Source organism: Demequina salsinemoris (genome assembly GCF_000974805.1).
Classification (GTDB): Bacteria; Actinomycetota; Actinomycetes; order Actinomycetales; family Demequinaceae; genus Demequina; species Demequina salsinemoris.
This window is the reverse complement of sequence record NZ_BBQZ01000002.1, coordinates 557,998-581,021: the sequence shown is the minus strand read 5'-3', so window position 1 is coordinate 581,021 and position 23,024 is coordinate 557,998. Positions and strand designations below refer to the sequence as shown.

Annotated in this window: 25 protein-coding genes; 12 read left to right on the top strand and 13 right to left on the bottom strand. The window is 70.4% G+C overall.

Annotated features, from left to right (window positions below; all coding sequences use genetic code 11):
* Positions 1–43: 43 nt before the first annotated feature.
* Positions 44–286, top strand: a complete 243-nt coding sequence (locus tag AOP78_RS06250) for a putative acetyltransferase (RefSeq protein ID WP_062202343.1) — start codon at positions 44–46, stop codon at positions 284–286.
* A 64-nt stretch (positions 287–350) separates the two neighbouring features.
* Here AOP78_RS06250 and AOP78_RS06245 read toward each other — a convergent pair whose 3' ends face one another.
* Positions 351–1,169: a putative zinc-binding metallopeptidase gene (locus AOP78_RS06245; protein ID WP_236685319.1), complete on the bottom strand. Its 819-nt coding sequence runs from the start codon at positions 1,167–1,169 to the stop codon at positions 351–353.
* A 313-nt stretch (positions 1,170–1,482) separates the two neighbouring features.
* Here AOP78_RS06245 and AOP78_RS06240 point away from each other — a divergent pair, with 313 nt between their 5' ends.
* The gene (locus AOP78_RS06240; protein ID WP_062202342.1) at positions 1,483–1,911 is read left to right on the top strand and encodes a DUF1801 domain-containing protein; all 429 of its coding nucleotides are present in this window, start codon (positions 1,483–1,485) and stop codon (positions 1,909–1,911) included.
* On the opposite strand, the gene AOP78_RS06235 is transcribed toward AOP78_RS06240, so the two are convergent.
* Positions 1,892–2,932, bottom strand: coding sequence for a P1 family peptidase (locus AOP78_RS06235; protein ID WP_062202341.1), 1,041 nt, complete (start codon positions 2,930–2,932; stop codon positions 1,892–1,894). The genes AOP78_RS06240 and AOP78_RS06235 overlap by 20 nt on opposite strands.
* Before the next feature lie 205 nt (positions 2,933–3,137).
* Between AOP78_RS06235 and AOP78_RS06230 the strand changes: the two genes are divergently transcribed.
* Positions 3,138–3,638 (top strand): DUF2231 domain-containing protein, encoded by a 501-nt coding sequence (locus AOP78_RS06230; protein WP_152659429.1) that lies wholly within the window; start codon positions 3,138–3,140, stop codon positions 3,636–3,638.
* 16 nt (positions 3,639–3,654) lie between these two features.
* Here AOP78_RS06230 and AOP78_RS06225 read toward each other — a convergent pair whose 3' ends face one another.
* The 3 genes from AOP78_RS06225 to AOP78_RS06215 all read right to left on the bottom strand — a co-directional run bounded on the left by AOP78_RS06225 (position 3,655) and on the right by AOP78_RS06215 (position 5,705).
* A complete protein-coding gene (locus AOP78_RS06225) occupies positions 3,655–3,885 on the bottom strand; it encodes a hypothetical protein (RefSeq protein WP_062202339.1) in 231 nt (76 codons plus the stop codon).
* Between the two features lie 42 nt (positions 3,886–3,927).
* Positions 3,928–4,212 (bottom strand): hypothetical protein, encoded by a 285-nt coding sequence (locus AOP78_RS06220; protein WP_062202338.1) that lies wholly within the window; start codon positions 4,210–4,212, stop codon positions 3,928–3,930.
* A gap of 65 nt (positions 4,213–4,277) precedes the next feature.
* Positions 4,278–5,705, bottom strand: a complete 1,428-nt coding sequence (locus AOP78_RS06215) for an FAD-binding oxidoreductase (protein ID WP_062202337.1) — start codon at positions 5,703–5,705, stop codon at positions 4,278–4,280.
* A 162-nt stretch (positions 5,706–5,867) separates the two neighbouring features.
* Between AOP78_RS06215 and AOP78_RS06210 the strand changes: the two genes are divergently transcribed.
* Complete coding sequence (locus tag AOP78_RS06210) at positions 5,868–7,541, top strand: alpha/beta-hydrolase family protein (RefSeq protein WP_062202336.1); 1,674 nt, start codon at positions 5,868–5,870, stop codon at positions 7,539–7,541.
* Between the two features lie 56 nt (positions 7,542–7,597).
* Here AOP78_RS06210 and AOP78_RS06205 read toward each other — a convergent pair whose 3' ends face one another.
* A complete protein-coding gene (locus AOP78_RS06205; protein ID WP_160297601.1) occupies positions 7,598–8,509 on the bottom strand; it encodes a D-isomer specific 2-hydroxyacid dehydrogenase family protein in 912 nt (303 codons plus the stop codon).
* 139 nt (positions 8,510–8,648) lie between these two features.
* Here AOP78_RS06205 and AOP78_RS06200 point away from each other — a divergent pair, with 139 nt between their 5' ends.
* From AOP78_RS06200 to AOP78_RS06180, 5 genes are all read left to right on the top strand, one after another.
* Complete coding sequence (locus AOP78_RS06200; protein WP_083979866.1) at positions 8,649–10,796, top strand: family 43 glycosylhydrolase; 2,148 nt, start codon at positions 8,649–8,651, stop codon at positions 10,794–10,796.
* Entirely contained in the window at positions 10,793–12,118 is a 1,326-nt protein-coding gene (locus AOP78_RS06195) for a glycoside hydrolase family 43 protein (protein ID WP_201774755.1), read from the top strand. Before AOP78_RS06200 ends, AOP78_RS06195 begins: the two co-directional genes overlap by 4 nt.
* Before the next feature lie 92 nt (positions 12,119–12,210).
* Entirely contained in the window at positions 12,211–12,705 is a 495-nt protein-coding gene (locus tag AOP78_RS06190) for an SRPBCC family protein (protein ID WP_062202334.1), read from the top strand.
* 130 nt (positions 12,706–12,835) lie between these two features.
* The gene (locus AOP78_RS06185) at positions 12,836–13,228 is read left to right on the top strand and encodes a ribonuclease E inhibitor RraB (protein ID WP_062202333.1); all 393 of its coding nucleotides are present in this window, start codon (positions 12,836–12,838) and stop codon (positions 13,226–13,228) included.
* Entirely contained in the window at positions 13,225–13,749 is a 525-nt protein-coding gene (locus tag AOP78_RS06180; RefSeq protein ID WP_062202332.1) for a GNAT family N-acetyltransferase, read from the top strand. The genes AOP78_RS06185 and AOP78_RS06180 overlap by 4 nt, the downstream gene beginning before the upstream one ends.
* Here AOP78_RS06180 and AOP78_RS06175 read toward each other — a convergent pair.
* Positions 13,730–15,028, bottom strand: a complete 1,299-nt coding sequence (locus AOP78_RS06175) for an autotransporter outer membrane beta-barrel domain-containing protein (protein WP_174442377.1) — start codon at positions 15,026–15,028, stop codon at positions 13,730–13,732. The genes AOP78_RS06180 and AOP78_RS06175 overlap by 20 nt on opposite strands.
* A gap of 95 nt (positions 15,029–15,123) precedes the next feature.
* On the opposite strand from AOP78_RS06175, the gene AOP78_RS06170 reads away from it, so the two are divergent.
* Genes AOP78_RS06170 through AOP78_RS06160 form a run of 3 tightly spaced genes read left to right on the top strand, consistent with a single transcriptional unit; the run spans position 15,124 to position 16,811 of the window.
* A complete protein-coding gene (locus AOP78_RS06170) occupies positions 15,124–15,591 on the top strand; it encodes an SAM-dependent methyltransferase (RefSeq protein WP_062202331.1) in 468 nt (155 codons plus the stop codon).
* Positions 15,592–15,636: 45 nt separating this feature from the next.
* Positions 15,637–16,104: a tRNA (N6-threonylcarbamoyladenosine(37)-N6)-methyltransferase TrmO gene (gene tsaA / locus AOP78_RS06165; protein ID WP_062202330.1), complete on the top strand. Its 468-nt coding sequence runs from the start codon at positions 15,637–15,639 to the stop codon at positions 16,102–16,104.
* Positions 16,105–16,151: 47 nt separating this feature from the next.
* A complete protein-coding gene (locus AOP78_RS06160; protein ID WP_062202604.1) occupies positions 16,152–16,811 on the top strand; it encodes a hypothetical protein in 660 nt (219 codons plus the stop codon).
* Positions 16,812–16,818: 7 nt separating this feature from the next.
* Here the strand turns inward: AOP78_RS06160 and gad are convergent, their stop codons facing one another.
* The 6 genes from gad to AOP78_RS06130 form a co-directional block, all read right to left on the bottom strand.
* Positions 16,819–18,210, bottom strand: a complete 1,392-nt coding sequence (gad, locus tag AOP78_RS06155; RefSeq protein WP_062202329.1) for a glutamate decarboxylase — start codon at positions 18,208–18,210, stop codon at positions 16,819–16,821.
* Positions 18,211–18,331: 121 nt separating this feature from the next.
* Positions 18,332–18,661 (bottom strand): YciI family protein, encoded by a 330-nt coding sequence (locus AOP78_RS06150; RefSeq protein WP_062202328.1) that lies wholly within the window; start codon positions 18,659–18,661, stop codon positions 18,332–18,334.
* 54 nt (positions 18,662–18,715) lie between these two features.
* Entirely contained in the window at positions 18,716–19,126 is a 411-nt protein-coding gene (locus tag AOP78_RS06145; protein ID WP_062202327.1) for an NUDIX hydrolase, read from the bottom strand.
* Between the two features lie 36 nt (positions 19,127–19,162).
* Positions 19,163–20,806, bottom strand: a complete 1,644-nt coding sequence (locus AOP78_RS06140) for an NAD(P)-binding protein (RefSeq protein ID WP_062202326.1) — start codon at positions 20,804–20,806, stop codon at positions 19,163–19,165.
* A complete protein-coding gene (locus AOP78_RS06135) occupies positions 20,803–21,798 on the bottom strand; it encodes a thiamine pyrophosphate-dependent enzyme (RefSeq protein ID WP_062202325.1) in 996 nt (331 codons plus the stop codon). The genes AOP78_RS06140 and AOP78_RS06135 overlap by 4 nt, the downstream gene beginning before the upstream one ends.
* Positions 21,795–23,024, bottom strand: coding sequence for a pyruvate ferredoxin oxidoreductase (locus AOP78_RS06130; RefSeq protein WP_062202324.1), 1,230 nt, complete (start codon positions 23,022–23,024; stop codon positions 21,795–21,797). Before AOP78_RS06130 ends, AOP78_RS06135 begins: the two co-directional genes overlap by 4 nt.

Genomic DNA, 23,024 nt, shown 5'->3' with positions numbered 1-23,024 from the left:
AGTCCTCGACGGTACGTCCGTGCAGTGATGGGAGGATGAGGTCATGCCGGAGCAGAGCGATCCACTGGGCCTCATCCGTCTGCCCGCACCGGGCGCGCGAGTGGTGGTGCGGTACCTGATCCCCACAGGGCAGGCGACGGACGCTCTCGGCGAGCTGCTGAGCGTTGACGACGAGACGGTGGTGGTCGACGGCGTGCGTGGAGTCGAGCGAATCCCTGTGACCACGATCGTCGCTGCGAAGGAAGTGCCTCCTCGTCCTCAGCGCCGCCCGCGCAGTTCTCAGTAGCCGCCGCCGACGGCGTGGTGCCGGCGCATCGGTGGGCCGCGTGAACCTCACGCAGGGCGAGGCCCTAGCTGAAGGAGGCCGAGGGCGCCGTCGGCCTGGGAGCCAACCCCAGGAACGGCTCCTCGACGCGGGCGGCCACCACGACGCGGTGCACGAAGTCGAGCTTGTCGACCACGGGCGCGGGGATGTGGAAGGGGTAGAGATCGCCTTTGCCCATCGCGTGGCTGGCCCGGTTGAGCAGATGGGAGACCCAGCGCCAGTCGCCCAACGCCTCGGACATGTCAGCGCGCGAGTAGTCGGTACGGGGCTTCACGTCGGTGGGAAGCGCCGGCTGCGCCTCCCGTAGCATCTGCAGCCCTCCGTTCGCCGTCATGTTGAGCGTGAGGAGGATGTGCTGATAGTGCGCGAAGGTCTCCGCGAAGTCCTCCCACGGGTGCATGGTCGCGTACGAGGAGATGAACCCGTCATGCCAGTCGGTGGGAGCACCGTCACGGTAGTGCCGCTCGATCGCGTCGGAGTAGGAGGCCCGTTCGTCTCCGAACAGCGCCCGGCATTCGTCGAGCATGGGACCGCCGGGCCGTTCCAAGAGCCGCGCCTGGTAGTAGTGGCCGACCTCGTGACGGAAGTGGCCGAGCATCGTCCTATAGGACTCGCCGAGCTCGATCTTGAGACGCTCGCGGTAGACGGCGAGACTCTCGGCGAGGTCGATCGTGATGACGCCGTTCGCGTGCCCGATGACCACGGGTGAGCCCTCGCTCGAGGACAGCAGGTCAAACGCTAGGCCTCCGTCAGCATGCCAATACGGCGTGACGGGAAGGCCGAGATCGGCGAGGCCTATCAGGAGGCGTCGTTTCGATACCTCGGTGACGGCGAGCTCGCGCATGGCGGCCGTGTCGTCGGCATCGGGACGACGCCGCGTCATGCGGCAGAAGTAGCACTCGCCACCCGGAGCTCCCTCCGAGGCGGTCCAGTTGCAGTCCCACGCACGATTGCTGCAGGGCGTCAGGGGACTTACGTCCAGCCGATGCGCGCGATCGCTCGCGAGGTCCAGCATCACCGCCTGCCCGCACCATGGGCATTCCAGGCTCTCGATCCACAGCAGGCCCTCACAGGCGGGGCAGTGCAGCGCCGTTCTCACGTTCGTCACACTACTCGCGCCGTGCGCGGGATCAGGGGTCCATTCCTACAATGGCATCATGACGGACTCGACGACCTCAGGAACCTTCAGTGCCGAGGAGAAGCGCGCCATGAAGGCGCGTGCCAAGGAGCTGAAGGCCGCGCAGGGCAAGGCGGCCGACGCCGAGGCCCAGGTGGAGGCGATCGCGAAGCTGCCCGACGACGAGCGGGCGCTGGCGGAGCGCATGCGGGACATGGTCGTGGCGGCCGCCCCGCAGCTCGACCCGAAGACCTACTACGGGTTCCCCGCGTGGGCGCGCGACGGCAAGGTCGTGTGCTTCTTCAAGCCGAAGTCCAAGTTCAAGGTGCGCTACTCGACGTTCGAGTTCGACACCGCGGCCTCGTTGGACGACGGTGCTGTGTGGGCGACGGCGTTCGCCGTGCATCCCGAGATGACGGCCGACGACGAGGCGATGCTCGCGGCGCTCGTCACGAAGGCTGCTGGCTGACGGCCGGGACGATCCCCTCATAGGCGTCCGCGAACGCGACGCTCTCGGCGGCCCGGCACGCGTCGTAGACGCTCTCCTGCACCGCTCTTGCGGCGGCGTGGCCGAGCAGGTCCACCTGCAGGTGGATGTCGGTGGAGCCCTCCTTGAAGTACTGCCCGTTCGCGTTGAGCGGGCTGCGCAGGTCGCACGTGCTGAACACGAACAGCGAGTCGCCGTCCGCTGACGTGTGGACCGGGCTGATCGCGCGTACCTGACCATGCGTGGCGAGGTGTGCGAGCTTCTCGTAGTGCTCCCGGCCGCCAAGGTCCACGTTGATGCCCACGATCGTGATGGTCGTGTTCTGCAGGCTGCGGGTCACGATGTCGGTGACCTGGTCGTAGCGCGAGAATCCGCCGCCCTCGGCGCGGTTCCCTGCGAGGATCTCGCCCGTGGGCAGGACGATGTTGCCGACGGCGTTCACGACGGACATCGCGGTGACGATGATGCCGCCACCCAGGTCCACACGCGCAGATCCGACTCCGCCCTTCATCGCGCCCATGGTGGCACCGCCCTCAAGCCACAGGAACTTCCCGACCGACGCGCCCGTGCCCGCTCCCACGTTGCCGCTCGTGACGGGGTCGGTCGTCGCGGCGCGATACGCCTCGCGCCCGAGCGCAGGATCGAACGGCGCGATGCTCATGCCGAGGTCGTAGATCGCGGCACCGGAGACCGAAGGGTTCACGACTGAGCCACCGGGGCCGGAGCGGAAGCCGACGCCGTCCTCGCGCATGCACTCCATGATCGAGGCTCCCGCCATCAGCCCTGTGCTGCTGCCCCCGGCGATGAACATCGCGTTGAGGCCGTAGTCGGTCCTGCCCCCTTTGAGCCCTTCGGTGTTGTAGCCGCCGGCGCCTCCCCCGTACGCCATGAATCCGGCGGGAAGCGGCTTGTCGAAGAGCACCGCGGTGCATCCCGTGAGCGCCTCGACATCGGTCGCGTGCCCGACGCGGACGCCGGGGAGGGCCGTGAGCGTGCTGTTCATGACCGCCTCGTTCTCGTGGGAGATGTGCGCTCACTCTAGGGCGTGCGCGGCGCCGATGCGGGCGTGTCGTGGAAGCGGGCGGGGCCGTGAGTTCTGTGAGGAGGCTCTAAGAATCGGATTCTTCGAGGTTTCTCAGAATCATCCCTGGTTCAATGCCGGATGACGGCACCAGTGCCGGTCCCGAGCAGCAGAGGAGCACTCCAGAATGAGCTGGACCTTCAATGGAATTCCCGCCCACCCCTTGCTGGTCCACGCGGTGGTCGTCCTCGTGCCGCTCGCCGCTGTCGCGGCCCTCGCCGTCGTGCTGTGGCCGGCGGCGCGCCGGTGGCTCGGCATCGGCATGCCGATCCTCGTGAGCGCGGCCGCCGCGAGCACGGCGCTCGCGAAGGAGGCGGGGGAGTGGCTCGAGGAGAGGGTCGATGAGTCCGCCGCTCTCGAGCGGCACACCGAGGGTGCGGACATGCTCGTGCCCTGGATCATCGCGTTCTTCCTGCTGGCGTGGGGCTACTGGGCGTGGAGGCGCTTCGGCGGCAACGCGGACGCCGGGCCGAGCACGCGCGCGAAGGTCATCACGATCGTGCTCGGAGCGCTTCTCGCGGCGACCGCGGTGGTGTCGACCGTGGAGGTGTTCATCGTCGGAGACGCGGGAGCGCAGGCGGTGTGGAGCGATCAGGGTGACTGGACCGGAGCCGGGGACGAGGGCTGACTCGAGCCCCACCTCCTCAGACCAGCCAGCCGCCCCACTCGAGCATCCCGTGAAGCGCGGCGCCGGGGGAGTCGAACGAGTGGTCGGCGATGTCGACGCCCAGGTCGTACTCGGTCGTGAACTCGACCCACTGCCACCCGTCGTCGGTGAGCTCGAGCGATCCCAGCTCGAGGCCGTTCGGAGCGGAGACGACGAAGTGCTCGCCGTTCCAGCGGGCGACATGCCCCGCCTCGGTCACATCGTCCATGAGGTCCTCCTCCCGTCGTGGGCCGCGCGACGGCGGCCAAGGTCACCAGGCGCCGTCGGGCTCCTCAGGCGCCGGTCCCGGCGGCGCAGGGCGAGGGCCCGCGCCCTGGGGCGGCCACCCCTGCGGGGGTCGAGGACGCGAGCGCAACGCCACGACGCTCACGACGGTGACGGCCACCCCCGCCACCACGATCGCGAGGGCGCCGAGCAGGATCGCCGCAGCCGCGCCGCCGTCGACGTAGGTCGTCACCTCGCCGCGCGGCTTGAAGGCGATGGCGAAGCCGTCCTTCGCCACGATCTCGGGTGCGCCGCGCGCTCGCCTGGCCATGATCCGACGGTAGTCCGACCTGCGATGGCCCGCCAGGGGATCATGGCCGCGCCGTGGGGGAAGGCCTACTCGGGAGCGATGTTGTTGTTGACGCAGAAGAGGTTGGAGGGGTCGTACGCGCGCTTGGTCGCGCGCAGGCGCGCGAGATTGGCGCCGAACTGCTGCTCGAGCGCGTCATCGCCCGCGGCGGGATCGCCCGAGAAGTTCAGGTACGCGCCGCGCGCGCCGCTGAGCCGGCGAGCGTCCACGCTCGTGGTGCGCGCCCAGTCACGGATCGCGGGGTACCGTGCGGGATCCTCGGTCTCCGCGTCGAAGCTGACCATGAAGGGAGCGCTGCGGTCGCCGAAGGCGGTGCTGGCCGCGGGAACGCGCGAGGTCGCTCCGCCCATGATCGACAGGTGGACGGCCGTGTACGGGTCGGGTCGGTTCATCGCCCGCTCATGAAGGAAGTCGAGGGCCTCGTCATCGAGGTCGTCCAGATACATCGACCTCCAGTAGCGATGCAGCTCCTCACCGATCGAGTCGAAGCCCGATTGGAAGGCCCGGAAGTCCGGGATGTAGTCGGACATGTCGAACAACGGCTCCCCGAGCGAACGGAAGCGGTCGATGGCCTCCCTGCCGTCGTCGGCATCCCCCGCGTACATCGCGCCGATGATGACGACGTCCCTTCCCTGGACGGGCGGAGGCAGCTGATCGCCGCGCGGCATCGACCAGTACAGCGCCCGCGTGGTGACCTCGTCGGGCGAGGCCAGGGCGAGGTCGCGCCACTCGCGCAGCAGGTCAGGTCCGGCCTCGAGCGGGTGGAACACCGCGGCGAGCGCGACCTTCGGTCCGACCGGGTGCGCCCTGAACGTGAAGTCGACGACGATGCCGAAGTTCCCTCCGCCGCCGCGGATCGCCCAGAACAGGTCCGTGTGCTCGTCCGCGGAGGCGGTGACGAGCCTGCCGTCGGCGAGCACGACTGTCGCGGACAGGAGGTTGTCGCAGGCGAGCCCCCACTTGCGGTGCAGCCAGCCGATGCCGCCACCCAGGGTGAGGCCTCCGACGCCCGTCGTCGAGACGATCCCGCCGGGGACCGCGAGGCCGAACACCTGGGTCTCCCGGTCGACCTGGCCCCACGTGGCGCCGCCCTCGATGTGGACGGTGCGGTCGGCGGGGTTCACCCAGACTCCGTCCATGGACCGCAGGTCGAGCACGAGGCCACCGTCGACGGTGCAATGGCCCGCGATGCTGTGCCCGCCGGACCTCACCGCGAGCAGCAGGCCGTGCTCGCGCGCGAGGTTCACCCCGTCGATGACGTCGGCCTCACCCGAGCAGCGGATGATGAGCCCCGGGTGACGGTCGATCGCGCGATTCTCGATCGCGCGCAGCTCGTCGTAGCCGGGGTCGCCGGGCGCGTAGAGGGCGCCGCGGAAGCGGAGCCTGAGCGCCGCGAGCTGGTGTGCGTCGAAGCGGACCATCCCGCCCGCGCCGTGGGCCATGGAAGTGGACATGCGGAGGACCTCCCCCTCGGACGATGCGTCAGGATCCTCCGTTTCAGTGGAACACCGGTCGGTGGTCCCGTCAAGACGGGAGGACATGGCGACACTCCGTGCTGCCAGCCATTTCGCGGCGGCGGCAGCGCCGCTACTGTGGGAGCGGAGAAGGGGGACCGCATGGTTCGCGTGGTGAAGGTCGGGTCGACGCTGGATGTGGCCGGAGCGGTGTTCGGTCTGCTCAACGTGGCGTTGTCGCTGACGCCGTCGCTGCTGCCGCGGCCCGCGTGGGGTCAGGGCCTCGTGTCGGGCCTGAGCTTCGCGGTCGGCTACGGCATCGGGGTGCTGATCTGGCGCGGCGTGGCTCGCCTGTCGAAGGGGCGACTTCCTCAGGCCGCCGAGGCGAAGGTGTGGATCGTCGCGCTGATCGGTGTCGCCGGGGCGGCGGCGCTGATGCCCTTCGCGGTCGGCTGGCAGAACTCGGTGCGTGAGGCTGTCGGCATGCCCGACACCGACGGGTTCCACTGGATGTGGGCCGGGATCGGCTTCACCATCGGATCGTGGCTCGCGTTCGCGATCGGTCGCGGCGTCGCTGGCGGCTACCGGCGCCTGTGGCGGCTGATCGAGCCCCGCATGCCCGGGCGCGAGTCCCGCCCGCGGCTGTTCCGCGTCGGCAGCGGCGCCGCCACGATCGTGGCGATGCTCGTGGTGTTCTCCATCGGCTTCTCGCTCGTGTCGCTGCTCCTCACCGCCGCGTCGGTGTACAAGAACCGCCAGTACGACCCCGAGTACCCGCAGCCGACGAGCGCGTTGCGATCCGGCAGCTCCGAGAGCCTCGTCGACTGGTCGGAGGTCGGGTATGCGGGCGCCAAGGTCGTGTCGGGCGGTCCCACCGCCGAGGAGATCTCGCTCGTCACCGGCGTGGACGCCGAGGAGCCGATCCGCGTGTACGTGGGCATCGATGCGCCCGGCGACTACGAGGCGCACGCGCAGCTCGCCGTCCAGGAGCTCGAGCGCACCGGCGCCGCCGACAGGGACGTCCTGCTGATCGCGGGAACGACGGGCTCGGGCTGGATCGACCCCGCAGCGCTCGACGGCTTCGAGTATCTTCACGCCGGCAACACGGCGGTCGTGGCCATGCAGTACGGCGCCACAGGCAGCCCGGTGTCGGCGATCTTCACGCCCGACAAGTCGCAGGATGGCACGACGGCGCTCGTCGATGCGGTCACCGCGTGGTGGAGCACCCTGCCCGAGGACGACCGGCCGCAGCTCGTCGTCTACGGGCTGAGCCTCGGCAGCTTCGGCATCCAGTCCGCGTACGACTCGATCGATGACCTCATGGACTCGACCGAGGGCGCGGTGCTCGCGGGCACACCCTCGTTCACGCCCATCTGGAGCGAGGTCCAGGCCTCGCGCGACGAGGGCAGCTCGGTCACGCTGCCGGTGCTCGACGACGGGCTCCACATCAGGTGGGCCGACAAGTGGGGCGGCCTGGCGGAGCTCCCGGGGGCCTGGGAGGACACGCGCGTCGCGTATCTGCAGCACGGGACGGACCCGATCGTGTGGATCGGGCCGAGCGTGATCTGGAGCAAGCCGGAGTGGCTCGAGGATGGCCAGCGCTCGGCGGACGTGAGCGAGGACATGGTGTGGATCCCCGCCGTGACCGCGTTCCAGGGCGTGATCGACCTGATCCTGTCCACCGCGGTGCCCGAGGACGCAGGTCACAAGTACGGCAACCTCGCCGTCGACGCGCTGCATGAGGTGACCGGCGACGCCGGGCTCACCGACGACGCGGTCGAGCGGGTGCGCTCCCTGATCGAGCTGTACGACACCTTCTCGCCGGTCGCGAACTGAGGCGCGGTGATCCCGGGGCCGGGAGCCGCCTGAGGGCGGTTCCCCGCCGGGGCCGCTCAGCTCGCGTCGAGCGCGTGCAGCAGGTGCTCGACGAGCTCCATGTCGCATTCGAGGGTGGATCCGCCGAGGTGGGGCGTGATGACGACGTTGTCGAGGGCGAGCAGCGGGTGATCGGCGGTGAGGGGCTCGTCGCCGTGCACGTCGAGTCCCGCGGCGGCGAGGCGCCCGGCGCGCAGGGCGTCGAGCATCGCGTCCTCGTCGACGATCGGCCCGCGCGCGGTGTTGATGAGGACCGCGCCGGGGCGCAGGCGCGCGAGCTCCGCCGCCCCGAGCGTCCCTCGCGTGCTGTCGTCGAGGGGCAGCAGCACCACCAGGACGTCCGAGGCCTCGAGCAGCTCGTCGAACGAGACCTGCCGGGCGCCGGTCGAGCGCTCGACTTCGGGCATCGCCACGGTGTCGGTGAACAGCGTGCGAGCCTCGAGCGCCCCTAGCATCCGCAGCAGGTGAGCGCCGATGCGTCCAGCCCCCATCACTCCGACGGTCGAGTCGGCGACATCCCGCCCGGAGAACGGCACCTTGAGGTCCTCGTGCGGCCACCTTCCGGCCCTGATCGCGGCGTCCGCGGCGGGAACGCTGCGCAGCGTCGCGAGCATGAGGGCGAGGGTGTGCTCCGCGACGGTCCGCCACAGGCGCGAGGACTCGAACACGGTGATGCCGCGGTCCGAGGCGAACGTCTTCGCGGGCTCCGGTGCCAGGTGCACGGCGAAGGCGCGGAGCTGGGGCGCGAGCTCGAGCTCGGCGACGGGGGGCGGGCCGTACGCGAGGATGCCGTGGGCGCCTGCGAGCGCCTCGGCGCGGCCGCCCCCGGGTGGCGGCATGCGCGTCGCGTCGGCGCGGGCCGCGAGTGCGGCGAGCGCCTGGGGGTGCAGGGACATGTCGACGAGCACGTGCGGCCGGATGCTTTCCATGACTCCCAGCCTGGCACGCCGTACGCCGTCTTGGTAGCGGGGCGGTAAACGTTGTAAATTCTCCGAGGAACCGGCCCGACTCGCGAGCCTCGCGCGGGCCTCGCAGACTCGACACTGACGACTCGAAGGAGAGCAGATCATGGCTGACCCGAACGCCGCCGCACCGCAGGACCTCGCCCACCGGTGGATCGTTCCTCCGGTGCTCGCCACGGGAGACCTCCTGCCGCTCGCGCCCGACGGCGCGCGCGTGGAGGGGCTCGCGGTGACAGGCGCCTCGGTGAGAGACGGCGCGATCGTGTCCGACTCCGAGGCCGCCGTGACCGCGACCGTCTCCGCCCGCATCGTCCCTGAAGGTGAGGACGACGGGCCGACCCGTGCGTTCGAGGTCACGGTGCTTCCCGCATCGTCCCGCCGCGTCGCGGCCTACCACCGCACCCCGACCACCGCGGCCGAGGCGAACAACGAGGACGTCGCCTTCAGCGCCCACCTCGCCCTCGAGGGCAAGGGCGGGTTCGCGCCGCTGAACGACGACTACGGCGTGTTCTTCGCGCTCACCTCCGAGGTCCCCGGCCCCGCTGGCACGACGCCGGAGATCATTCGCTCGCTCAAGGACCCCTTCCTGTTCCACCTCGCAGGAGGCGGCTTCGGACTCGTCTCGACGCGCGTCGCGCGCGGCGGTGGCGACGACGGCACCGAGCGCTCGAGCGTCCTCGTCGCGACCTCGCCGGATCTTCTCGCCTACGAGGAGGTCGGCCTGCTGGACCTCGGCGTCACGGGCGGCGTGCATGCGCCCACGGCGGTCTACGACTCCGCGCGCGGCGCGTACGTGATCTCCTGGACGGACGATGCGGGTGCCGCCTTCCACGCGGCCGTCGCCGACCTGGGGGACTCGTCGAGCGTGGGAGCGGTCGCGCCAGGCTCGGCTCTCGACTGGGCCACGGCGGGCGTGCCGGGGCACGCGATCCCGGTCCCGGCCGAGGTCGCCCGCGCGCTCGAGGTCCGCTTCGGGCCGATCCGCAACGTCGGCGCCGCGCCCCTGCCCGCGGTCGCGGTCGCAGCCGGCGCCCCGGTCTCGGTGGCCGATCTGCCCGCGCGCCTGGGCCTCGACTACTCGGACGGCTCCACGGGATCGCTCGCGATCGAGTGGGATGCGGCAGCGGTCGCCGCGATCGACACGACCGCGCCAGGGGAGCACGTGGTGACAGGCCGGGTGAAGCAGCCCGTGTACCCGACGCCCTTCGCCGACGAGCGCGCCGATCCGTCGGTGTACAAGCTCGACGTGGCCGGCGAGCCGCGGTTCCTCATGATCGCCACCAAGGACCTCCACATGGACCCGGTGAGCAACTCGGGCGAGCCCGTCGGCATGCCGATCCGCATGGCCGAGCGCATCGAGGACCTCTCGGACGAGGCTCTCGAGGCCGGTCGCGTCACCGAGGTGGATCTGCTGGTCCACGGCTCGCTCGACGCGTACGGCAAACCGATGACGGGCTGCTTCTGGGCGCCCGAGATCCACCTGATCGACGGCACCCTGTCGATCCTCTTCATGCCCTCCTACGGCGACCCGACGGACATGTGGTCGGGCCGCGCCAGCATCGTCCAGCTGAAGAAGGACGACGCCGGCAACCACCTGGACCCGACCGTCCCCTCGAACTGGACCGCCACCCAGCACGTGGTCTGCGCCGACGGCTCGGAGCTGAACAAGATCCAGGGCATCTCGCTCGACATGACCTACTTCGAGGACTCGGGCACGCACTACTACGCCTGGCAGATGCTCGGTTCGGTGTTCATCGCGACGATGGACCCGAAGGATCCCACGCGCCTCACGTCCGACCCGGTGCGCATCATCGCGCCCGTGTACTCGTGGGACAACGAGATCGCCGAGGGACCCAACGTGCTGACCCGGGACGGCAAGCTGTTCCTGCTGTACTCCGGCTCGACGGTAGGCGACTCCTACACGACGGGCCTCGCGACGGCCCCGGCGGGCGAGGGGATCGATCTCACCGACCCGGCGTCCTGGAGCCGCCTCGGCTACCCGATCCAGAAGTCGGGCCCGTACAACGGCGAGATGCAGCTCGGCACGGGCCACGGCATGTGGTCCGAGGACGAGGACGGCAATCTGCTGTACGTCTTCCACGCCCGCACCGACCACAAGGGGCTGACCGGCCGCGACATGTTCGTGCGCCGCGTCCACTTCGCCTCGGACGGCATGCCCGTGCTGGACATGGAGACCGAGGAGGAGCTGCTGCCCGAGCTGCGCGACGTGACCGTGACCGTGGTCGTGTCGTGAGCGGGACCCCGCCCACCGAGGAGCCCTACGGCTACCTCATGGTCCACTTCCTCGAGGATGCCGAGGGCTACGCCGAGAAGATCTACCTGGACCTGTCCGAGGGCGACGACCCCGAGCGCTGGGTGCCGCTCAACGGCGGGGAGCCGATCCTGGCATCGCACCTGTCCACGACGGGCGTGCGCGACCCGCACCTCACGTACAACCCGCAGACCGGCACGTACTTCATCCTCGCCACGGACCTCCGAGTCTTCGGCGGGGACGATGCGGGTTGGGGCGGGTGGTCGCGCGGCTACTCGACGCGCATGAACGTGTGGGAGTCCCGCGACCTCATCACGTGGTCGCCGCTGCGGCAGATCGACGTCGCGCTCGACGTGTCCGGCGGCCCCGCTGAGGGCGCCCCCGAGATGGGCATGATGTGGGCGGCGGAGACGACGTTCGTGCCCGACCTCCACGCTCCGGGCGAGAGCGCGTTCGTCGTCTACTGGACCTCGACCGTCGGCGACCATCAGGTCATCCTGTGGGGCACGACGACGGACTTCACCCAGGCGACCTGGGCCTTCGGCGGCGTCCTCCTGGACCAGGGCGACGACACGATCGACACGACGATGATCCAGCACGGCGGCCGTACCTATCGCGTCACGAAGGACAACGGTGCGACCGCGCGCGGCCTCTTCATGGAGGTCACCGACGCCGAGCGCTGGTGGGAGCCGGAGGCCGAGTGGCGCCAGGTGCAGGCGCACATCGGCGACGCGTACGCGGCCGGCCACGGCGTCGAGGGTCCGACCATGTTCAAGGCTCACGATCAGGATCGCTGGTACCTCTACGTCGACGTCATCCCGAGCGTCGGCTACCGGCCCATGGTCTCGACGGATCTGGACGCCGAGACGCCGTGGACCGCGCTCGAGAGCGAGCGCTTCAGCCTGCGCGCGTCGACCAAGCACGGGGGAGTGCTCGGCCTCACCCGGGCGCAGCACGATGCGCTGCGCGCCGCGGACGCGAAGGAGCCGGCCACGGCCGACCTGGGGCGTGTCGCGGTTCCCGTGGGGGCCTCGGATGCAGAGGTGCTCGAAGCCCTCCCGGCGACAGCGGAGGCCGTCCTGCACGGGGGCGGCGCCTCGTCGTTCCCCGTCGCCTGGGAGCTGGGCGATCTCGACGCCTCGGAGCCGGGCGAGCATCGCGTGACCGCCGTCGTCCTCGGGACCCTGGGCGCTAACCTCAACGACTGGGTCGGCGCCGGCGGCTCGACCAAGTGGGACGCGCCCGACAAGACCCCCTTCAGCGCGACGGCCCTCGTCGTCGAGGCCACCGTCGTCGTCGCCTGACACGGAGCGGATCCACCGATTGCCGACGCCCGCCACCCGGCCTACCGTGGAAGCGTGGTAGCACCACCTCGTCAGCGCGAGAGGAGGTGAGAATGATGACTGACGTGATCACCAGGGTCGACGAGTCGATCTATATCGACGCGTCGCCGCATGCGGTCTACGCGTACTGCCTGGATCCCAGGCGGCTCTTCGACGGCGACCCCAAGCATGTGGTCGAGTCCGAGCTCAAGGAGGAGGGACTCGGGACGACCTTCAGCCTCCAGAGGGTGGCGGGGCCGATCGAGGAGGACGACGACCTCGAGTATGTCGACGTGGTTCCCGACCGCCGCATCGAGATCGCGATGCGGCCGACCATGCACGTGCTGCGGCGCCACGGCGCCGGGCACGTGACCGCGCCGTACAGCCTGATCCACGTGTTCGAGCGTGAGGGCGACGGCACCCAGATGACCCTCAAGGTCCAGGTCCACGACCAGCCGCTCTTCGAGCGGATGATGGACCGGCTCGAGGGCAGGAGCCCGGAGCGGATGGTCCACAGCCGCCTCGCCCGGGTCAAGGACGCGATCGAGCACCCAGCAGCGGCCGCGTGACCACCCGGCGTCGTGCAGGCGCCGGAATCCAGGGCCTCTCCACCTCGGAGGGGCCCTGTGCGGCGCTCGTCCCGCGCGTCAAGGCCCCCGGTCCCGTCGCGGGACACGTCCGGGGCACTACGGTGGCCGCATGAGCTTCCTCACCAAGGTGTTCGGCGGCCGCAAGCGCGTCGCACCGTACGACCTCTGGAGCGACGACGCGGAGCAGCTCGCCGCGTTCGAGTCCCGGGGGGCGGACATCTCCGCGCCACGCGAGTCGGAGTTCTTCATCTCGTTCACCTCGGGCGTGAAGGTCGAGGCGGTCATGGATGAGCTGCGCACCCGCCGGATCATGTGCGAGCTCGTCGAGCCCAGTCACGACATCCCCGAGTGGATGGTGTTCGTCCGCGGATGGAAGCAGCCGCTCGTGCCCGACTTCCTGCGCGAGACGATCGACCTGTGCGAGGACGTTGCGCGGCGCTACAACGGCGAGTTCGACGGGTGGGCCGGGCTGTTCACCGACGAGGAGAAGCAGGCCTGGTGAACGTGCGGCTGCGTCTGTGGACCGACGCGGACCTGCCCGTGCTCGAGGCGGTGAACACGCACGCGATGACGGTCCACCTCGCGGGGCCCGAGACCGCTGCCAGGGTCCGCAGGCGCCACGAGCAGTACGTGCGGGGCTGGGACACGGACCAGCCCCGCATGTTCACCGTCCGCAGGCTCCAGGACGATGCGGCACTCGGCTCGATCGGGTGGTGGCAGTCGCAGTGGAAGGGCGCGGAGTGCTTCGAGACCGGGTGGGCGGTGCTCCCGGAGTTCCAGCGCATGGGCGTGGCGACCGCGGCGCTCGGGCTCATGATCGAGGAGGCCCGTCATCGCGGTCTCAGCGGGATCCTCATGGCCTGCCCGAACGTGGACAACGTCGCCTCGAACGCGGTGTGCCGCAAGGCGGGCCTCGCTCACCGAGGCACGATCGTTGACGACTATCGCGGAGTCGTCATGACGCTCAACGCCTGGGTGGTCGACCTCGGAGCCCGGCCCCAGATCACCCCTCCGAGACCGTGACGTCGCCCACCGTGGTGCCGTCGACCACCGCATCGTCCAGGAGCGTGACCGCGATGGACGAGGAGTCCCCGGCCTCGATGCTCCCGGTGTAGGAGCCTCCCGACACGGTGAGCGTGACGGTCGCGCCGTTCGACCCGGAGGTGCCCCAGTCATCCTCCGCGGCAGACGCCAGCAGCGAGACCGCGTGCTCGATCGTGGTGTTCTCGATCGTCAGGTCGGCGGTGGTGTTGGTGAAGTAGAGCACCGCGCCGCTGCCGTCGAAAGCGATCGCCGAGTCGGTGAACGTGACCGCGCCGACGGATGTCGCGGCGTCGCTGTCCGCGGCGTCTCCCGACATCGACTGGTAGATCATCGCGGCGTGGTCGCCGCTCGCGCTCACGTCGGAGTCCGTGATCGAAGCCGAGTTCTTGCCCTCAACCACGACGATCTCCGAGGCCGACGCGGTGCCCGTCACGCCGGAGACCGAGATGTCGCCGGTGGAGTACACGAGCGGGCTGCCGTCGCCCTCCGTCGTGAACGTGTTGGTGCCCGTCACGGTCACGGTGCCGCCTCCACGGTCCGTCGCGACGTCGGCGCAGTGGTCCCCCTGCGTCGCGATCGTGAGGTCCGCGCCGGTGATGCTGCCGCCGTAGGTGGCGTGGAGGCCACGTGCCGAGCTCCCCGTGGTGCTGATGTCGACGTTCGTGACGTCCGCGGTGCCGCTATCGGTGGCGACGATCGCGTTGGAGCCCTCCGATGAGGTCGTGATGGTCGTGCCGTCGATGGTCGCGGAGCTGCCGTCGCCGACGACGACGATGGCCGAGTTGAGACCGTAGAAGTTGTAGTCGTCCGAGACATCGGACGTGCGGGTCGAGTCGCTCGTCGACGCGTCGCCGGACTTGTCGACGGTCGCGTTCGTGAGCGTGAGGCTGCCCCCGTTGACCACGAGGAAGACGACCTCGTCGTCCGAGGTCGACACGTAGTCGCCGCCGTCGAGCTCCACGTCGATCCCGTCGATCAGATAGGCGGCCTGGTACGTGACCTCCGTGTTGCCGATCGTGGTCGTGTAGCTGCCCGACGTGAACTGCGCGCCGTCGGCCGAGGTCGTCGTGGGGCGGGCCGACGCGTCGTCGGAGGTCGCAGTGGTGGTCGCCGCGGTGGTCGCAGACTCGCCGCTGTCGCCGGAGCAGCCGGTGACGAGCAGCACGAGCGCGAGGGCGAGCAGTGCCCACCAGACCATGCCGATCCTGGATCTGATCATGTGGAACGCTCCCGCGCGGTCGTGGGGACCTGAGTCCATCCTGGTCCTCGTATCTGAGAGTTCGCGGGGAATCGGGTCAGACCTCGCGCGGAGGCCGCGCCCCATGCAGGGGCTGCGGTGGCAGGATCGGTGGCATGAGCATCGAGATCGTGCCGATCGGGCGCGTTACGTCCACCCGCACCGCGCCGGGGGACGACGGCTGGGACGCCGAGTCGTCTGCCATCACCTTCGACCCCGAGCAGGTGGGCCCCGAAGCCCTCGTCGGCCTCGAGGACTTCAGCCACGTCGAGGTCATCTTCCACCTCGACCGGGTGCGTCCCGAGAAGATCGAACGCGAGGCGAGACGTCCTCGCAGCAATCCCGACTGGCCGCGGGTCGGCATCCTCGCGCAGCGAGGCAAGAACCGCCCGAACCGCATCGGCGCGACGATCGCTCGGGTGGTCGGCGTGGAGGGGCTGACGCTGAAGCTGAGCGGCCTCGACGCGATCGATGGCACCCCGGTGCTCGACGTCAAGCCGTACATGGTCGAGTTCGGGCCGCGGGGCGACGTGAGGCAGCCGGCGTGGGCGAGCGAGCTCATGGAGGACTACTGGCAGGGGTGACCTCCTCCTCTGGCGCCGGCGACGCCGTGGCGGGATCATCGGGGCATGAGCGTCACCTTCACCCCGATCGGCCACGTGTCATGCACGCGCTCGGGACTCGAGCACGACCACTGGGACAGGGAGACGGCGACCATCCACCTGGACCCCGGGGTGGTGACGGCCGACTCGCTCGCGGGCCTCGAGGAGTTCAGCCACATCGAGGTGATCTTCCACTTCCACCAGGCCTCGCCCGAGCAGGCGGAGACGGGAGCGCGCCGACCGCGTGGACGCGCGGACTGGCCGCTGCTCGGGGTGTTCGCGCAGCGCAGCAAGAGCCGCCCGAACCCCATCGGCGCGACGATCGTCCGCGTGCTCTCGGTCGACGGGCTCACGGTGAAGGTCGCGGGACTCGACGCGATCGACGGCACGCCCGTGCTCGACCTCAAGCCCTACATCGAGGGCTTCGGGCCGCGCGGCGAGGTACGGCAGCCCGCGTGGGCGAGCGAGCTCATGGAGGACTACTGGGAGGACTGATGCCGGCTCAGCCTGCCCGGCGGTCCTCCGATGCGTACGCTCAGAGCATGGGCGGTCGCGAACGGGTCTCCCCGCGCAGATACGTCAGGCTGAGGGCAGAGGCATGGGGCTTCGCGCTCGGCTCCCTGTGCTTCGCCGTCGGGGCGCTGCCGTGGTACGCCGAGTCGATCGGGGCCGTCGGGACCGCCACCACATTCTTCGTCGGCTCGCTGCTCTTCACCATGGCGGGAGGGATCCAGCTGCTGCTGAGCGGCAGGCGTCCGCCTCGGCCGGGCGCGACGGCAGGTGACCTCTACGACTGGTGGGCGGCGGCCGTCCAGTCCCTCGGCACCGTGCTCTTCAACGTCAGCACGCTCGCCGCGCTGCTCGCGGCCATCCGTCACCCGGATGCGCTCGGCATCGGATGGCGCTCGGACGCCTGGGGCTCGGTCGCCTTCCTCGTCTCCGGCTCCCTGGCGCTGGCGGCGGCTCGCCGGCGCCACGAGCTGTGGCACCTTCAGGCACGCACCCCGGAGGCCGCGTGGCTGAACATGGTGGGCTCGGTCGCCTTCGGCGCGTCCGCGGTCGGCGCCTACGTCGTGCCGACGACGGACACCTTCGTGAGCCTGTTCTGGGCGAACCTCGGCACCTTCCTCGGCGCCCTGTGCTTCCTGGGTGCCGCCCTGCTGGTGCGTCCGGCCGCCACGGCGGAGCGCGTGGTGGCCTGAGCTCGGCTCAGTGGTGGAAGGCCGACCCCTCGCGCTCGACCGGGATCGGGCCGTCGAGCCCCTCGAGATAGGCGACGCACTGGCGGAAGTCCTCGAGGAAGTCGCGCGCGAGCGCGCGCCTGCCCCGGCGCAGGACGATGCGCTGCACCGTGATGTGCTCGAGTCCCTCGGGCAGGGGATAGGCGGGCACCTGCCAGCCGCGGCCCCGGAGCCGATCCGAGAGGTGGTAGAGGTTCCAGTTGCGGTCCGGGTCCTCCTTGAGCCGCCACGCGATCACGGGGATGTCGCTGCCGTCGGCCACCAGCTCGAAGGGCCCCATGCTCGCGATCTCGGAGGAGGCGTACAGCGCGACCTCGCGCGTGTGTCCATGGACCTCCGCGTAGCCGGCCCGGCCCAGGCGCAGGAACAGGTAGTACTGGAGCAGCACCTGGGCCCCGGGCCGCGAGAAGTTGAGCGCGAGCGTCGGCATGTCGCCGCCCAGGTAGTTCACCCTGAAGATCATGTCCTCGGGGAGGTGCTCCTCCGTGCGCCACACCACCCACCCGAGCCCCGGGTACACGAGTCCGTACTTGTGGCCCGACGTGTTGATGGAGACCACCCGGTCCAGCCGGAAGTCCCACACGATCTCGGGCTGGACGAACGGAGCGACCATCGCGCCGGACGCGCCGTCGACGTGGATCGGGATATCGAGCCCCGTCGCCTCCTGGATGCGGTCCAGCGCGTCCGAGATGCGCTGCACGGGCTCGTACACCCCGGTGTAGGTGACACCCATGATCGCGACGACGCCGATCGTGTTCTCATCGACGTACGACTCGAGGTCGTCGCCGTCGAATGCGGGGTGCTCCTCGGAGACCGGCACGAGGCGCGTCTCGATGTCCCAGTAGTTGCAGAACTTCTCCCAGCACACCTGCACCGCGGCGCTCATCACCAGGTTCGGTCGGTCGGTGGGCTGCCCCGCGGCACGCCTGCGCAGCCGCCAGCGGCGCATGAGCGCGAGGCCCGCGAGCATGGCCGCCTCCGACGAGCCCACCGTCGAGGTGCCGATCGTCGCCGCGGGATCCGGCGCGTTCCACAGGTCCGCGAGGATGCGCCAGCAGCGCGTCTCGATCTCCGCGGTCTTCGGATACTCGTCCTTGTCGATCATGTTCTTGTCGAACGTCTCGGCATAGAGCCGGTTCGCCTGCTCGTCCATCCACGTCCCGACGAACGTCGCGAGGTTCAGGCGCGCGTTGCCGTCGAGCATCGCCTCGTCGTGCACGATCTGATACGCCATGTCCGGGGGCATGCTGCCCTCCGGCAGCGTGAACCACGGCGCGGCGAAGTCGTCGTAGTCGTTGGTGAATCCCAGGGGCTCGTTCTCCGATGTCGCATCGGTGCGGTGGTCGTCGCGTACGGACATTGCGGTGGCACCTCTCATGGGCTCCCGCAGGGGAGGCGCCGTGTCTCGGCGCACAGTTCGAAACTACGCCTCAGCCTGGGACGACGCAGGGCAGGAGCGAAAGCGGCACGCGCTGACTCGGTCAGCCGCCGAGGAACTCGCGCAGCTCGACCCGGCGGTGACACGCGCGCGAGGCGTCCGTCGCCAAGGCGACCGCGGTCGCATCGTCCGGGACCGAGACGATCCACAGGCCCGACTGGTACTCGGGCTCCTGGGTGAGCGGGCCCTCGGTGAGGGCGGGGGACGCGCCTCGCGCGTCGATCACGCGGGAGTGCGACGGCGACGCGAGCCCGGCGGCGAGCACCCACCAGCCCTCATCCTGGAGCCGCTCGTTGAAGAGCTCGATCGCCGCCATCTCCTGGGGCGTGGCCGATGCGGTCGCCGTGTCGATGACCGAGATCAGATAGCGCATGGCGTGCCTCCTCAGGGCGAGCCTCAGCATCGTGGCTCTCTCGCCAGTGTGCCCCTATTCCGCCGCGAGCGCGGGGAGAACGTAGCCGACGAGCAGGGGAGCGAGGTCGCCCGGCAGGGGACTCGCGGGATCGAGCCAGCGCAGCTCCTCGATCTCCGCCGCCGGCTCGTCGTGAGCGACCAGGGGATGCGTGAAGACCGTGGACTCGATGACGTGATCGGGCTCGTTCGCGGCGGGCGCGCGGAAGTGTCCCAGCAGGCTGAGAGCATCGGGGTCGAGGGCCGCGCGGATCTCCTCGGCGGCCTCGCGCACCGCGGCGGCCTCGGGCGTCTCTCCCGGCTCGGGCTTGCCGCCCACGAGCATGAAGCGCGAGGTGCCGCGCTTGCGCACCGTGAGGATGCGTCCCGCATCGTCCCTCATGACGACGCCGACGACGCGGATCATGGGGGGCTCGGGCTGCGGCATGCCCTCACCCTAGCCGCGCTGCTGGTCTCGGATCGCTCAGCGCACCTCCGGGATCATGTCGATCGAGCCCGCCGGGCACTCCGACGCGCAGATGCCGCAGCCCTTGCAGTAGTCGTAGTCGATCGCGAAGCCCTGGCCGGGGCCGAGCTTCTTGATCGCGTCGTCGGGGCACATGCCGAAGCAGTTGTCGCACTCGAAGCACGAGCCGCATGACATGCAGCGCCGCGCCTCGAAGACCGCGTGCTCCGCGTCGAGGCCCGAGAGCACCTCCTCGAAGCCCGTGACGCGCCGCGCGGCCTCGAGCTCGGTGCGATGCTGCTTGGGGGCATCGGAGTAGTACCAGGGGTTGAGCCGGTCGTAGGTGGCCTCACGCACCGGCGGCTCGAGCGGGACCGGCCGGCTCGCGAGGTACGCGGTGACCGCCTGGGCGGCTCGGGAGCCGCGCCCGATCGCGTAGGTCGCGGTGCGCGACCCGGGGGAGACGTCGCCGGCGGCGAACACGCCGTCCCGTCCCGTCATGAGGGTGCCGGGGTCGACCTGCACCACGCCGTCCGCGACGGTCACGTCATCGACTCCGTCGAGGAGGGTCAGGTCGGCGTCCTGGCCCACCGCGAGCATCACGGTGTCGGCGTCGAGCTCCTCGAACTCGCCGGTGCCGTGCGGACGTCCCTCGTCGTCGAGCTCCATCCTCTCGATCGTGATCGTCGGGCCCTCGACCTGCGAGATCGTGGACAGCCACTGCACGCGCACGCCCTCGCCGATCGCGTCCTCGAGCTCGGTCGGATGCGCGGGCATCTGCTCCCGGGTGCGGCGGTAGACGACGACGGCGTCCTGCGCGCCGAGGCGGCGCGCGGTGCGGGCGGCGTCCATCGCGGTGTTGCCGCCGCCGTAGACGGCGACGCGGCGGCCGACGAGCGGGGGCTTGCCCGCTGCGACGTCGTGCAGCACGTCGATCGCGTCGACGATCTTCGAGGCCGCTCCCGCGGGGATATCCACGTGGTGCGCGACGCCGGCGCCCATCGTGAGCACGACCGCGTCGAACTCGGACTGCGCGGCGTCGAGGTCCGTGACCGGTGCATCGCATTCGATCGCGACGCCCGTGTCCTGGATCCGGCGGATCTCCTTCGCGAGCACGTCGCGCGGAAGCCGGTACGCGGGGATGCCGTAGCGCATCATGCCGCCAGGCTCGGCGGCGGCCTCGCGGATCACGACCTCATGGCCGTGCTGACGCAGGTGATACGCGGCGGACAGGCCCGCGGGACCCGAGCCGATCACGAGGACCCTGCGCCCGGTGGCCGGGCCGGGAGTGGGCAGCGCCCAGCCCTTCGCGAGCGCGGTGTCGCCGAGGAACCGCTCCACGGCGTTGATGCCGACCTCCTCGTCCAGCTGTCCTCGATTGCACGAGCTCTGGCACGGGTGGTAACAGATGCGTCCCATCACGGCCGGCAGAGGGTTGGCGGAGACGATGCGGCGCCACGCGGTCTCGAAGCCCGCGTCGCCCTCCTGGGTCGACCCGAGCCAGCCGCGGATGTCCTCGCCCGACGGGCACGCGAGCGAGCACGGCGGCTGCAGCTCGACGTACACGGGACGCTCGGTGCGCCACGTGCCCGTGTGATACGCGAGGGACGTCGCGGGTCCCGTGGACAGGCCGTGGGTCGGAGGTGCGTCGTGACCGGTCATGAGCGCTCTCCCATCAGGTCGTAGCGGCGGATGTTCGCGTCGGCCATCGCTCGCCAGCGCTCGAGGGCGTCCTCGCCGCCGGGCTTGAACAGGTGCGCGAAGCGCGCCTGGGGCCTCAGGTACTCCTCGACGTCCATCCGCTGCCGTATCGGCTGGACGTCGGTGAGCTCGCCCGCGCGGGCCTCGATCACCGGGAAGATCCCGGACTGGACCGCGGCCCGCGAGAGCTTGATGGACTCCGCGGAGGAGGCTCCCCAGCCGAGGGGGCACGGCACGAGCACGTGCAGATAGCGGGCGCCGTGGATGGACATCGCGGTGCGGACCTTGGCCTCGAGGTCCCTGAGGTCCGCGACGGTCGCGGTCGCGACGTAGGGGATCTCGTGGGCCATCGCGATCTTGGGCATCGACTTGCCCTGGCCCTGGGGCGCGCCGGGCTGGCGTCCGACCGCGGGGGTGGTCGCCGTCCTGGCCGACGCCGGAGTCGCCGACGAGCGCTGCACGCCGGTGTTCATGTACCCCTGGTTGTCGTAGCAGACGTAGAGGACGTCGTCGTTGCGCTCGAACATCCCGGACACCGCCGCGAGGCCGATGTCCACCGTGCCGCCGTCGCCGCCCTGGGCGAGCACGCGGATGTCGTCGCGTCCCTGCGCGTGCAGTGAGGCTGCGATGCCCGTCGCGACGGCCGCGGCGTTGGCGAACAGCGAGTGGATCCACGGCGGCTTCCACGCGCTCTCGGGGTAGAGCGTCGAGAAGACCTCGAGGCAGCCGGTCGCGTTGGCGACGATGAGCTTCTCGTCGGCCGCCTCCACCGCGGTGTCCATGACCCACCTCGCGGCGAGCGCCTCGGCGCAGCCCTGACAGGCGCGGTGGCCCTTGGTCAGGGACGACGGGCGGTCGGCGTGGGACTGCACGGACCGGTCGTCCTCGCCGAGCAGCCGACCGCCGACCGCGAGCGTGCCGGTCTGCAGGAACGGGATGTGCACCGTGGTCATCGCGCCACCTCCGTCGCGCCGACGGGGGGCACGGGAACGCCACCCTCCTTGAGGTCGAGGAACTCGAGCCTGCCGACGTCGCCCGCGCGGGTGCGCCTGATCACGTCCCTGAGGGAGGCCTCGAGGATGGGACGCCCGCCGAGCCCCGCGATCACCGAGTGGATGCGCGAGCGCGTGCCCGCGAGCGCGCGCCCGACGTTGCCGGTGAGCACGCCGCCGGCGCCGAGCTCGAGCGCGCGGTCGATGACCAGCACGTCCCGGCAGTCGCCGAGCGCCTCGCGCAGCGCCTTCTCGGGGAACGGGCGGAACGACTGGATCCCGATGAGCCGCACGTGGTCGCCTTCAGCCTGCATCGGCGCGAGCGCGGCCTGGAGGGTCCCGATCACCGATCCCATCCCGATCACGGCGATGTCCTCGGCCGCGGCCGGCGGCGCTGCGTGGTCGCGCTCGAGCGTGTCGGGGTCATAACGGGAGACGAGGCAGCCGGCTTCGCGTCCGAAGGCCTCCCTGAACTTCAGCGACCAGCGCTCGATGACCTCGGTCGCGTCGAGGAAGCGCAGGTGCTGGAGGTACTTGGTCTCGGTGAACGACTCCGGTCCGGCCATCGTGCCGATCGTCGTGGGGTGCTCGACGTCGAGCACCTGCTGCGGGCGGTACGGCGGCAGGAACGCGTCGATCTCATCGGCCTCGGCGAGCTCCACGACGTCAGAGGCGTGGGTGAGCACGAATCCGTCCATGCACACCATCGCGGGCATCCCGAGCTCCTCCGCGACCGCGAACGCGATGACGTGGAGGTCAGCCGCCTCCTGGTTGTCGGCCGCGTACAGCTGAAGCCACCCCGAGTCGCGCAGCGCCAGCGCGTCGGACTGATCGTTCCAGATGTTGATGGGTGCGCCGATCGCGCGGTTCGCGACGGTCATGACGATCGGCAGGCCCATGCCGGCCGCGTTGAACACCGCCTCGGTCATGTACAGCAGGCCTTGCGAGGCGGTCGCGGTGTAGGTGCGTGAGCCCGCGGCCGATGAGCCGATCGACACCGACATCGCGGAGAACTCCGACTCGACGTTGACGTACTCGCAGTCCGCGAGCTCGCCCGTGCGAGCCATGACGGACAGCGCCTCGACGATGTGGGTCTGGGGAGAGATCGGGTAGGCGCACACGACGCCGGGCCGGCAGCGAGCGACGGTCCTCGCGACCGCCTGGGAGCCTTCGAGCACCTCGCGCAT